Source organism: Blautia sp. NSJ-140 (assembly GCF_022868965.1).
In the GTDB taxonomy this organism is placed as follows: Bacteria; Bacillota; Clostridia; order Lachnospirales; family Lachnospiraceae; genus Blautia_A.
In genome coordinates this window covers 153,985-166,317 of record NZ_JALIFS010000002.1, presented here as the reverse complement: position 1 = coordinate 166,317, position 12,333 = coordinate 153,985, and the positions used below count along the sequence as shown (strand labels likewise).

Sequence of the window (12,333 nt, the reverse complement as noted above, 5' to 3'; positions counted from 1 at the left end):
CGCATCAAGCGGACAAAAGCATCCGCTGCGCTGCGAAGCTTTATCCCAGACAACTGCTCTGGTTAAGAAAAGGATGCTGCATAATCCAGTTAAAGCATATTATACAATATACCTAAAGATTTCAGCAGCATCCTTTTTGTGTCAAACGGGTATTCACAATCCACATTCGGTTAAGATTATTTTACAGCTCCCGTAATACCCTCCGCAAACTGTTTCTGCAATACAAAGAATACAATCATAGTCGGAATGGAACAGAATAATACACCGCACATCAGCATACCGTAATCTGTTACATATCCTGTGATCAGATTGGCGATCAGCATCGGCATTGTCATCGCCTTATTATCTGTCATGATTACCTTCGGCCACAGATAAGAATTCCATGCATTCATAAATGTGATAACTGCTGCCGCTGCATAAGTAGATTTCATAGTCGGGATAAACATCTGGAAAAAGATCCTTACCTCGCTTAATCCGTCAATACGTGCTGCTTCAATGATATCAACAGGAAATGCTCTGGCATTCTGGCGGAACATCATGATCATAAATGGTGTGGAGATGATCGGGAGAATAAAACCTACCGCTGTATTTAAGAGTCCTGCTTTTGAAAACATCTTAAATAAAGGAACCATCGTTGCAACCTGCGGAATCATCATGGCAAGAAGTAGGATGGAAAACAGTCTGTCTTTCCATCTGTCATGATATACCTCAAAGCCATAACCTGCAATAGAACAGATCAGAAGGCAGATCACTGTGGTAAGAGCTGCATAAAACAGAGAGTTTCCAAGAGCTCTCCACAGCGGCTGCTGTGCAGTCAGGTTTTTAAAGTTCTGCATAAAATATGTACCCGGAAGGATCCGACCTCTGGATACATCTGTGGATGTATTGGTTGCCGCAGAGATCATCCAGTACAGCGGAAATACAGAGATAAATGATACGATGATCAGAAAAATATATGTAGGGATCAATCTTCTCTGAATTGCGGATTTGTTCTTTTTCTCAGTCACGTGTATCACCTACTTTCAAATTGATAAAGGCCAGGATCGCTACCATGATAAATATGATAAATGACATTGCTGCCGCATATCCGAAGTTTGGCACGTTGATGAAGCATGTATTATAAACATAATGGGACATTGTGATGGTTGAGTTCGCCGGGCCACCTTTTGTCAGGTTGACAGACTCATCAAACAACTGCAGTGTACCATTGATCGACATAATAAATGTCATGATAATTGTCGGTTTCAGAAGTGGTACGGTAATTTTCCAGAAAGTCTTCCAGCCATTGGCACCATCGATCTTTGCTGCCTCGTATACAGAATATTCAATATTCTGAAGACCTGCCAGATAGAACACCATGTTATATCCTGTCCATCTCCAGATCAGTGCGATGATGATCACGATCTTTGCACTTGTGGAGTTACCCAGGAAGTTATAGCCAGTTGTTAAAATTCCAAGTTTGATCAGGATACTGTTGATCAGACCGTCTGTTGCAAACATAGAACGGAAGATCAGAGAATAAGATACAAGAGATGTTGCACATGGAAGAAATACACATGTGCGGAAAAAACCTTTAAATTTCAGATCCTTGTTATTCAGAAGCTGTGCAAGCAGGATCGCAAGGACCAGCATGATCGGTACCTGAATAATAAGATACAGGAACGTATTGACGATGGACTGCTGGAATACCTTATCCATCATGATACGTTTATAGTTACTGAAGATCGGATCCGCAAACCTCATATTTGCTCCGGCACCTGTCTGTAAAGAGATAATAAATGCACGGATCATCGGATAAAAACTCATGACAGCGATCATGATCGTTGCCGGTGCCAGAAAGATCCAGCCCGCCGCTCTCTGTTTCGCCACCAGAGACATGCCACTTTTTTTGGAATTCACAGGAACTCCTCCTTTCAAACATCTAAACCTTTACATAAGACAGGGGACTGCATGCAGTCCCCTGCTCTGTATTTCATTAATATTTCAGCTTTACTCTGTCATCTTGAATGCCAGTGTATCCTGTGCCTCCTGAAGTGCAGATTCTTTGTCTGTACCATTTACGATATTGACAACAGCTGTATTGATGCACTCTCTTGCCTCATAATGATAAGGAGTTTTTGTGAATTCCGGAATATGTGAAGAGTACTCTACAATTGTTGAGAAGATCGGCTGGTTATTGAAGAACTCGCTTGGCTCATTGTAAACCTCAGACTCACCAGCCGGCAGGTAGCAGGAAATCGCACCTGTCTCCGGAAGGATTGCATCATAGAAGTCTGTGCTGGAACCAAATGTGCTTGCAAGGAAGTCCTCAGCAAGCTCTACATTCTTGCAGTTGGATGTAATGTACCAGGAAGATCCACCGTTGTTTGCATAGTTTGTAGCTGTATCAACGCCGTCAACCTTCGGCATTGTTGTGATCTGCCACAGCCCCTTCTGATCCTCTGTTCCCATCAGCGTAGCTGTGATCCAGTTACCGTTAACGATACCGGCAGCCTCTCCGCCTGTGATCGTGGAGATATACTCATCCCAGTTATTTACTAATTTAACAACATTGTTCTTTACAAGATCCACATAAAGATCTACACATTTTTCTGCTACATCATTGCCAACGATATAAGCCTCTCCGTCATCATTTACGAAGTTTGCTCCACAGGACTGGATCATCATCATCAGAGTATCGCCGCCTGTTGCTTCACTTGTAAGGAGATATTTACCGGTTTTTTCATGAACGTCTTTACCGATCTCCATGAATTTGCTCCATGTGATATCTGTAAGGTCATCAATGGTATATCCTGCTTCTTTCAGAATATCTGTACGATAGCAGGCAATTGCTGCACCGTTATCAAACGGAACTCCGTAATGTGTGTCATCTACCATAGAGTAGGACTGTTTCAGTTTTCCGAAATCATCCCAGTTGATATCCATATCTTTCAGATCTGTGAATGCGTCTGGATAACTCTTCAGATATTTCTGATAGCTGTTATCCTGCATCAGGACGATATCCGGAAGTGTACTGTAATCTCCGGCGTTTGCAGCTGTTGTAAGCTTGGTCTGGCAGTCATCGGAAGATGTCTCAACAACATCAACCTTAAATCCCTCGTGATCCTTTGCATACTGCTCACCGGCAATGTTCATAGACTTAATATTGAAATTCTGGTCCCATGCCCATACAGTCAACGTGTTGTCGTCATCACCCTTTGCATATACTGCTGTAGTTGTTGCGGCAAAAGACATTACCATGATACCTGTCATTAACATTGCGAGTAATTTTTTCTTCATTTACTTTTCCTCCTTTATTAAGCACTTCCCGTTTGCTTATGAGTAGATTATAGCATCCGCATTCCGGCCATAGTTTGCAGAACCGTTCATATAATATGCAATTTCAACCATTTTATTGATTATGCACTATTATCACGCTGTATTTCCATAAAAAATATGCACTTTGAGGATTATCTCTTTTCGTGTTCGTCAGAACGCAAAAAAAAAGCCTCCTTTTTCGACATTATACGAACATTTTTCGTCAAAAAAGAAGGTTTTTGTTTCTATTTCATAAAATTTCATATTGTTTTTCATACATTTTTCACAAACATTTGAATGTATTATGCAAAATAAACCTTTTCAGGAAACTGTGTTTTCATCGTATGCAGCATTTCCTCCGTCAGATCAAGAAGAAGTTTTATTTTGCGTCCATTTTCCCGGATGATCATTGTATAGTAAGGTACATCATCTTCATAAGAAGTATAATCGTATTTTTTCAGTTTCTCCGTTCCGGTATTCTTTTTATATTTTGCCACTTTTTCATGATAGTGAGGTACGGTCACTTCCATTTCCTCAAGATTCAGCACGTGAGCTGTTTTGCGATATTTTTTGCCATAGATCACATCTATAGTCAGTTGTCCGTTTTCCATGGTATATTCATAGTCTCTCTGGCTGAATATGTCATAAACAAAATAAAGCAATGCCAGAAGAAATCCCGGAAGCATGAATGCCTGAGAGATCGTGATACCCATCAGTACAAAAATTGCCGCAAAGATCACCATTACTTTTCTGAGAGCTCCTGACATATGTTTCTTTTTTCTGGAGACCTGCTCCACAATCCTGTAATCGTACATTTCTTACCTCTTTCTATCTGCCTGCTCCGCATACAGTCTGATATTTCTATTCTGTCGTGTCAGATCCACAGATCTGGTTTTGTTGTTTTACCAGCCTTCCTCTGAATGGATGTCAAACTTAAGAAGCTGCTGTTCATAGTTCTCCGGACGTTTTCTCCACTCCAGAGGTGTCATTCCCGTAACCTGGCGAAAATTCCGGTTAAATGTGGAATTGGTGGTAAAACCACACTTATGTGCTATATCTGCAATTGGCTGATCTGTTTTTTTCAGATAATCACAGGCCGCCTGGATACGGATCATATTGATATATTCCAACGGGCTCATCTTCATGTAAGTCGTAAATATCCGGCGCAAATGAGTTTCACTGATATGACAGTATTCTGCCAGTTCGTCAATACGAATATCCTCCATGTAATGATCAGAAATATAATCCTGGGACCTGGAGATCATATCCATGACTTTCCCTCTGCCTTCGCTGTAACGTTCTTCGCCTGAATCCCGGTTTATCCTTGCGATTTCCACAAGAAGCGATGCCAAAACTCCCTTAGCTTCTTCCAGATAAAATTCCTCTCCATCCCGCATGATATCCAGAATCTTAAGGATCTTACCTGCCATGGATCGGTTTTCTTTTTCATTCAGAAAAAGCGATCTGGAGTTGATCCGCTGAACGATTTTTTCTCTTTTTACTGAATTATTAATAAATTTATCCAGGAATCCTTCTACATCAATAAAAAGATACTCCCAGCGGCTGATAGTTCCAATATCACTGTTTGTGGTATGTGGATAATTGGCTGGGATCACCGAAAATATCCGGTCATGAAACTGTACCTTATCCTCTCCCAGTATCATAAATCCCTGTCCTTCATAGCAGAACCCGATTTCCAGATAATTATGAAAATGGAGATAATCGATATCGTTCCCATAATTCTGGACCCACTTCTGTCCGAGCAATGCAAGGATGGGACTCCCCTCCGGCATCTTATAATATCGCAGCTCCATTTTGGGTTTTCGTTTTTTTGCCACAGATATTCCTCCGTATGTTTTCTGTTCCGATATTTACTGATCTTTCTGTTATATTACAGCCATACATAAAAAAAAGCAACCTGCAGGATAACAATAATTAATAACTCTTGTTTCTGCAGATTGCAATTTTTATATCAGCTATTTACTTTTTATCTGTTTATTCCTCATCCAGGTAATATCTTCCATATGCATCTGCCGCTTTGATTGCTGCAAATACAGTTTCCGGTGTAACTTCAAATGGCATGTTGTGAAGTGTATCATTCTCCGCACATGCAGTTGTGGCAACTTCCATAAGCTGCTCATCCGTTACCTTCCCAGCTCCAAGCTCTGCCAGAGTAACAGGAAGTCCTACTTCAATGCACCATAAGATGATCTCTTCCAGATCTTCCTGAGGAATATTCTCCAGTACCAGCTGTGTGATGGTTCCGAATGCGACTTTTTCTCCATGATACATATGATGGCATTCTTCCAGTACAGTAAATCCGTTATGGATCGCATGTGCACCTGCAAGTCCTGCACTTTCAAAACCAATTCCAGAAAGAAGTGTATTAGCCTCAATCACTTTCTCAACTGCCGGTGTGCATACTCCTGCTTCCAGAGCTATCTTAGCTTTTACACCCTCATCCATCAAGGTATTAAAGCAAAGTTCAGCCAGTGCCATGGCAGCCTCTGTTGTCTTACCTCCCGCACAGGAAGTCGCGCCGCTTCTCTTGCATGCCCTTGCCTCAAAATATGTTGCCAGTGCATCTCCCATACCAGCCACAGTAAGACGAACCGGTGATTTGGCGATGATATCTGTATCCATCAGAACAAGATTCGGATTTGCCGGAAGAAACAGATATTTTTCAAAAACTCCTTCTTCTGTATAAATAACAGACAAAGCACTGCAAGGGGCATCTGTAGATGCGATCGTCGGACAAATAAATACCGGTGTTCCCGCATAGTATGCAACTGCCTTCGCTGTATCAAAGATCTTTCCTCCACCAATACCAATGGTAAGATCACACTGCTCATCTTTTACGATCTTTACCAGACGATCGATCTCACTGTTACAGCATTCTCCGTTAAAATAATCAAAAACCACCTCACAGGAACTCTCAGCAAAGCTCTCTTCGATCGTTTTACCAATTCTTTTATATCCGCCTTTGCTGATCAGAACCAACGCTTTTTTTCCGCTCTTTGCAGCATAAGTTCCAAGATTCTTCATTTCTCCCGCGCCCTGTAAATATTTGGACGGACTGATTAAAATTTTCGCCATTTTTATATTTCCTTTCTTTGTTTTCAGAAGTCAGCCTCCGCATCCGGCTTTTGCATTTATATTATAATTGCTGTATTTTTTTATTGCAAGGAGTATTTGAGGATTTATACAGCATCACCTGGTTACTGTTCACTCTGTTCCTAGTAATATACTTTGTGATCACATGAAAATCAGTTACAGCCAGCTTTCCAGAACAGCATTCAGCTTATTCATATCCAGCGGTTTCGCGATATGTCCATTCATGCCTGTATTTTTGGCCAGCTGTACATCTTCTGCAAAAGCATTGGCAGTCATGGCAACAATAGGCAGTTTTCCCTTTTCACCCGGAAGGCTCCTGATTGCTGCAGTTGCCTCATAACCATTCATGACAGGCATTTGGATATCCATAAAAACAAGATCATACAATCCTTCCGGAGAAGCTTCCACTTTTTCAACTGCAATTTTCCCATTTTCTGCCGTTTCCACTTTTGCACCTGTCATCTGTAAAATTTCACCAGCAATTTCTCTGTTCAACTCATTATCCTCAACCAGCAGAATCCTTTTTCCCGTGTAGTCTGATTCTGACAGCTTCTCCAGATAATTTCTTGCTATTTTTTCTTTTCTTCCTGAAGTAAACTGCCGCAGTGTTGCCGTCAGCCGGGAACGGAACAGCGGTTTTGCAATAAAAGCATCTACACCTGCAGCCTTTGCTTCTTCTTCAATTTCGCTGAATTCATAGGATGTCAGTACAATGATGGGGATCTCTTTTCCTATCCGTTTCCGGATCTGTCTGGCAGTTTCTATACCATCCATCTCCGGCATCTTCCAGTCTAAAATAACAGCAAAGTAATCATCTTTCAACTCATGCCGTGCATAACAGCGCTCAACCGCTTCCCTGCCAGAGAGAACCCATTCACCCATAATACCGATTTCCTTTAATGTTGCAACTGTACTTTCACAGCATGTCCTATCATCATCCACAACCAGGACCGGCAGATTCATCAGATCTCTGTCCTGTTCTTTTTCTTTTTCCTGAAGCTCCAGATAAATTGTTACTGTGATTTTAGTTCCCTTGTGCAAGGTACTGTCCACTTTAATAGTGCCATTCATCAGGTTCACAATATTTCTGCTGATTGCCATTCCCAGACCAGTTCCCTGGACTCTGGTTGTCCGGTGGTCATCCGCGCGGCTGAACGGCTCAAACATGATTTTCTGGAATTCCGGTGACATACCGATCCCATTATCCTCAATCGTAAATTCATAGCATCCAAGTTCTGAAAATCCATTTGGCTTTTCCTCTATGGAAAAAATAATATTCCCGCCATCCGGTGTATACTTGATCGCATTACTCATCAGATTCACAAATACCTGCTGAATTCTCAAGCTGTCACCACAGACAGCCTCATGTTCAATATGATTGATGTGTATATCAAAATTATGTTTATGTTCATCAAGCACCGGTTTCGTGAGTGTAATAAGATTATCTACCAGCTCTGACAGATTGAAATCTTCCTGTGCCAGTGTCATTTTTCCACTTTCAATACGTGCCATATCCAATACTTCATTGATCAGCCCCAGCAGATGGCGGCTTGATTCTGTGATCTTGCCGAGGCATTCAATGACTCTGTCCTGGCTCTCAACATTTGCTCCTGCGATTGCTGTCAGACCCACAATCGCATTCATTGGTGTCCGGATATCATGGGACATATTGGAAAGGAATTCTGTTTTCGCACGATTTGCATTTTCTGCGGACCGGTAAGCCTCTTTCAGTGCCTGACGGGATTCAATCTCTGCTTTCTTCTCCTGTGTCACATTCATGGATGCCAGCAATACCTTTTCCAGCTTTCCATTCTTCCATTCCAAGGGAATATAAGAAGCGATTTTATAAGTCTTTTCATCCAGGCTGCAATACTCAAACTTATAAATATCATTTTCACTTTTCAGTTTTTTCCGAATATTATCCGGGGCTATCAGGATATCTATAGCTTCCAATGGTTCCAGTGTCTTATATTTTTCAAGAACCTGCATCTGAAAATCATGATAAAATCCCAGAGGTTTATATATCATCTGTCCATTCAGATTGTAGAATTCATATCTGTCATTTTCCAGATCACAGACAACAAAGCGGTCAACCAGACGCACTATGCTCTGGATCAGCTGCTCCATGGAAGCATTATCTGCTGCCATCTGCAGATGCCGTGCGCTCTCTACCTTTGTCTCTGTGATATCACGCAGAAAGATCATGGCATATTCTGAATCCTCTATTTCGCCACGTATGACCACATTGCGGACCCATCGTTCTTCTCCATTCAGAGTGATACGGCACTCTAAAGCCAATTCGGTTTCCAGCCCCTTCAGCCTTTCTGCAATATAACCACGGTCGTAAAAAGAGGATACCGCCTTCTTATCTGTCTCCACAACATAGGAATCCACAAAATGCCGGATCAATTCATCCCACGTATGACTCTGTTCAAAGACGGTCATCAGGGACGGTTCAACCTTAAAGGTATCAAAAGTATTCGCTTCCAGATTCACATAATACTCGCACAAATCTGCTTTCGTAAAAGCCCGGTGGAAAGCAGCAGATTTTTGTGCCTGCATGATTTCTTTTTTCTCCCCATCAATGTTAATAAAAATCCCGGCAATCCTGCTGGCAGAACCATCCAGACGGCGTATTACTTCTGCCGATGCCCGAAACCACTGGTATTGATTATCCTTCATTCTCATACGATACTCTACCTGGTATTTTATCTGGTTCGTCTTATCCTTAATTGCCGCCTGAAGCTGCACCATTACTCTTTCTTTATCCTGTGGATGCAGAAGACCTGACCAGGATTCCAGTTTATTCGGAAAGTCCAGGGTGTCATGATAGCCAAGCATTTTTCGAAATTCATGACTCCAGTTTGCATTCACAATCTCACTGTTTTCGTCACAGTCAAAATACCAGAAGCCGGAACAGATAGCCTCATTGAGCAGTGCCAAATTTATATGATCCCAGTTGACCTGTACGGACATAACCCAGATCTGTCTGCCCGCCTCATCTGTCGCATCCTCTTTACAAAGCCGTACATTATTCACTGTACCGTCTGCTGCAAGGATCTGTGCTTCCCCTGTTCCGTGAAGCTGCAAAAAACGGTCTCGCTCCAGTATATCTTCCTCGTCATAAAAGAAGTTTCTCAATGAGCCTTTTGTCTGTTCCATGAAAGTATCGAATGTATATCCTGTACTATGCAACAGCAGATTATCCACAGACAAAATAGACAGGTTTTGGTCATAAGATCCTGTCATTATACCTACCCCGCCATTATTTTCCAGTGTTTTCTGTACGGCCTGTGACATGGCCTGTGTCTGCCCCGTTACAGTCTCACCTAAGGAATATATTTTGTCTTCATAATTTTTCATTTTATAAAAGTCCTCTCTCCGTCTTATGCCTTCTTCATCCTGCTTTTATCTGTATACAGAAAACCTGTCCCTGCTAGTTTTGTTACCCATTTTTGCATACAAAAAGGACATCTGCCAAAATCTGCCAGTGTCCCTACTATATTCTTTAAAATCACACATCTATATAGTATAAAAGGTATCGGAATCTCTTCTGTTCAAACATCTTCTCCATATATTATGATGATATGGAAACAGTGGCAACCGGCTGACATGGTCAAACTTTCTGACTTTAGTCCCTTCTGGCTTTGCGCCCCTGCCTTTCAACAGGTTTGCCTTTAAAATAATTTTCATTTTTTCCAAAAATAAAATACCATGTGGTTTTTCTTACGTCAATAATATTTTGGTGGAAAATTTACATATATTTTAACCGAATCAAGTAACTCCCCTGTGGAGATTGCGAAAAGCAATAAGCAGTGGGTGAGGACCTGCTTTGGTCCTATGTCAAGATTTAGTACACGTTAAAATGAGAAATTTCTCCCCATTTTAACCTGCCAGAATCTCAGCCTCAGTGTGCGTTCTTTCATACACTCGTTCGAATTCGTTTGGCGACATATAGTTGCAATGGCTATGAATTCGTTTCGTATTGTAGAAAGCTTCCAGATATTCAAAAATCAACTGGTATGCCTGCTTATAGTCGCGAATTTTAAAGCGATTGAGCCATTCACGTTTGATAATAGAATGAAAGGATTCAATGCATGCATTATCCCACGGAAAAGCTTTCTTCGAATAACTGCGCTGCATATTTTCGGTTGCTTTTTTATATTCCTTTGCAACATATTGGCTGCCACGATCCGAATGGATAATTAATGGTTGATCGATATTTCGGCGAGCTTTGGCTTTGTTTATAGTATCAATCACGCAAGATACTTCCATTGTTTCTGAAAGCGTCCAGGCTATGATTTTTCTGGAAAATAAATCCATAACACTGGTCAGATAGACAAATCCATCTATTGTCCAGATGTAGGTAATATCCGAACACAAGACTGCATTCGGACGATCAGGATTAAATTGCTCATCAAGGATATTTTGTAATTCAGTGCTGAAATCGGAATCTTTTGTGGTGATCGTCCATGGTTTGCTCCACTGAGCACGGATCCCCATTTGGCGCATATATGTACCAACGGTTCTTTCCGAAATGACTTCACCAGTTTTTCGAAGTTCTACAGTGATTTTCGGAGCACCGTAGTTCTGCTTGGAATCATCATAAATATCCTGTATTTTTGCTTTTACAGCTTCACGACGTTTTTCTGTATCAGAAGGTATGTGATGGAGCCATGCAAGATATCCTGAGCGAGAGACACCTAAAAATTTCAACATTCCGGAGACGGAAACCCGGCGTCCAGCCTTTTGGGCAGCTTCCGTCTTCTCAGACACTTCAAGATAAATGGCTTCCGTCATTTTCCCAGAATGTTGATTGCTTTTTTTAACACATCAAGTGCTTCTTGGGCATCACGTAATTCACGTCTGAGACGGGTAATTTCCTTCTGCTCATCAGATGCATAATTACCAGAACCACGAACAGGAATATCACCTGATTCCCGGAAGTCTTTCAGCCATTTTGTTAATGTGCTGTATCCGATGCCAAGATTTTCTGCACATCCACGTACTCCGAGATCTTTGTGATCCTGATAGTACTGGACTGCATCAAGTTTAAATTGTTTGTCATGTTGCTTTGCCATATGAGCTTCTCCTTCAGCATGCCTCTATTGTATCATGCTTATGTGTATTTGGAATTTCTTATTTTGGCTTGCATTTTTCGTTATTACGGATTCTTCTTTCCTCAATCTTCTTAGCGTACTCAGGATTCTCAGCAACTTTCTTTTTAAGATTTTCCCGATAACGTCTGTTAGATTCTCTCTGTCTTTGTAAGAGTGCTTCATATTCGGCTGCTGCCTCTGGATCAGTATCTTTATTCTCTTTAAGCTATTGTCTGCGGTCTTTTGCACTTTGAGAGATTTGTTCCAGTCTTTCTTTTTTACGTTTCGCTTTGACTTTTTCTTCTTTCCTGGCTTTTTCAATTTGCTTTATTTCTTCTTCCTTAACTGGTGCTACAAATTGTCCAATGAAATTGAAGTAAATATCAATACGCTGAATACATTTCCCTCGTCCTCCGGTTGCTTCATGAACCACGATTTTTTCAATGAATTCATTAAGCATCGGGGTTGTCAGTTCTTCAATATGCTTATACTTGTTTACCAGTTTCACAAAACGATTGGCCTGCGCCTGCTTCCTTAAATGTCACAAATCCAGCCTCTGTGTTACTAAATTTAAAAGGTTTCTTTGAATACTCGATTCCTCTGTAATCAAAAGCTCTGGCGTAGTGCGTCTCACTTCCGACATCAATTCCAAGTACCAAAGTTTTTTCTGTAATAGCTTCAATTTTTGCGTTCTGTGTGTTAGACTTCATTGTAGATACCTCTCTGTTCAATAAGATTTTTACTAACCTGCCAGTCAGTAGTCTTATTGTACTCTGAGGTATTTTCAATTTTCAACATCCACGATTTTTATTATACAGGAAGC

General features: G+C 41.2%; 10 protein-coding genes, 1 pseudogene and 1 riboswitch. All 11 genes and pseudogenes read right to left on the bottom strand.

All coding sequences use genetic code 11. The features are described from left to right. Positions 1–176 precede the first annotated feature (176 nt). A complete protein-coding gene (locus MUB50_RS03215) occupies positions 177–1,007 on the bottom strand; it encodes a carbohydrate ABC transporter permease (RefSeq protein WP_174235849.1) in 831 nt (276 codons plus the stop codon). Then, complete coding sequence (locus MUB50_RS03210) at positions 1,000–1,899, bottom strand: carbohydrate ABC transporter permease (protein WP_022426329.1); 900 nt, start codon at positions 1,897–1,899, stop codon at positions 1,000–1,002. The genes MUB50_RS03215 and MUB50_RS03210 overlap by 8 nt, the downstream gene beginning before the upstream one ends. Positions 1,900–1,989: 90 nt before the next feature. Next, on the bottom strand, positions 1,990–3,279 hold the full coding sequence (locus tag MUB50_RS03205) for an ABC transporter substrate-binding protein (protein ID WP_138277284.1): 1,290 nt from the start codon (positions 3,277–3,279) through the stop codon (positions 1,990–1,992). Between the two features lie 320 nt (positions 3,280–3,599). Continuing rightward, entirely contained in the window at positions 3,600–4,112 is a 513-nt protein-coding gene (locus MUB50_RS03200) for a hypothetical protein (RefSeq protein WP_138277283.1), read from the bottom strand. An 87-nt stretch (positions 4,113–4,199) separates the two neighbouring features. Beyond that, positions 4,200–5,135, bottom strand: a complete 936-nt coding sequence (locus MUB50_RS03195; protein WP_244790064.1) for a helix-turn-helix domain-containing protein — start codon at positions 5,133–5,135, stop codon at positions 4,200–4,202. Positions 5,136–5,292: 157 nt separating this feature from the next. Continuing rightward, the gene (locus MUB50_RS03190; RefSeq protein WP_173753297.1) at positions 5,293–6,393 is read right to left on the bottom strand and encodes a glycerol dehydrogenase; all 1,101 of its coding nucleotides are present in this window, start codon (positions 6,391–6,393) and stop codon (positions 5,293–5,295) included. Between the two features lie 174 nt (positions 6,394–6,567). After that, the gene (locus MUB50_RS03185; protein WP_244802495.1) at positions 6,568–9,774 is read right to left on the bottom strand and encodes a hybrid sensor histidine kinase/response regulator; all 3,207 of its coding nucleotides are present in this window, start codon (positions 9,772–9,774) and stop codon (positions 6,568–6,570) included. A 232-nt stretch (positions 9,775–10,006) separates the two neighbouring features. After that, positions 10,007–10,097: riboswitch (cyclic di-GMP riboswitch) on the bottom strand. Positions 10,098–10,296: 199 nt separating this feature from the next. After that, positions 10,297–11,211: an IS3 family transposase gene (locus MUB50_RS03180; RefSeq protein ID WP_244802494.1), complete on the bottom strand. Its 915-nt coding sequence runs from the start codon at positions 11,209–11,211 to the stop codon at positions 10,297–10,299. Continuing rightward, on the bottom strand, positions 11,208–11,492 hold the full coding sequence (locus MUB50_RS03175; protein WP_244802493.1) for a transposase: 285 nt from the start codon (positions 11,490–11,492) through the stop codon (positions 11,208–11,210). The genes MUB50_RS03180 and MUB50_RS03175 overlap by 4 nt, the downstream gene beginning before the upstream one ends. A gap of 244 nt (positions 11,493–11,736) precedes the next feature. After that, a complete protein-coding gene (locus tag MUB50_RS03170) occupies positions 11,737–12,018 on the bottom strand; it encodes a DUF4368 domain-containing protein (RefSeq protein WP_244802492.1) in 282 nt (93 codons plus the stop codon). 25 nt (positions 12,019–12,043) lie between these two features. Next, a pseudogene (locus tag MUB50_RS03165) lies at positions 12,044–12,220 on the bottom strand (IS110 family transposase); the annotation flags it as partial. Positions 12,221–12,333 lie beyond the last annotated feature (113 nt).

Coding starts and splice junctions, on each gene's coding strand:
- MUB50_RS03180 (WP_244802494.1), bottom strand. CDS start 11,211: ATGACGGAAGCCATTTATCTTGAAGTGTCTGAGAAGACGGAAGCTGCC.
- MUB50_RS03185 (WP_244802495.1), bottom strand. CDS start 9,774: ATGAAAAATTATGAAGACAAAATATATTCCTTAGGTGAGACTGTAACG.
- MUB50_RS03205 (WP_138277284.1), bottom strand. CDS start 3,279: ATGAAGAAAAAATTACTCGCAATGTTAATGACAGGTATCATGGTAATG.
- MUB50_RS03200 (WP_138277283.1), bottom strand. CDS start 4,112: ATGTACGATTACAGGATTGTGGAGCAGGTCTCCAGAAAAAAGAAACAT.
- MUB50_RS03175 (WP_244802493.1), bottom strand. CDS start 11,492: ATGGCAAAGCAACATGACAAACAATTTAAACTTGATGCAGTCCAGTAC.
- MUB50_RS03190 (WP_173753297.1), bottom strand. CDS start 6,393: ATGGCGAAAATTTTAATCAGTCCGTCCAAATATTTACAGGGCGCGGGA.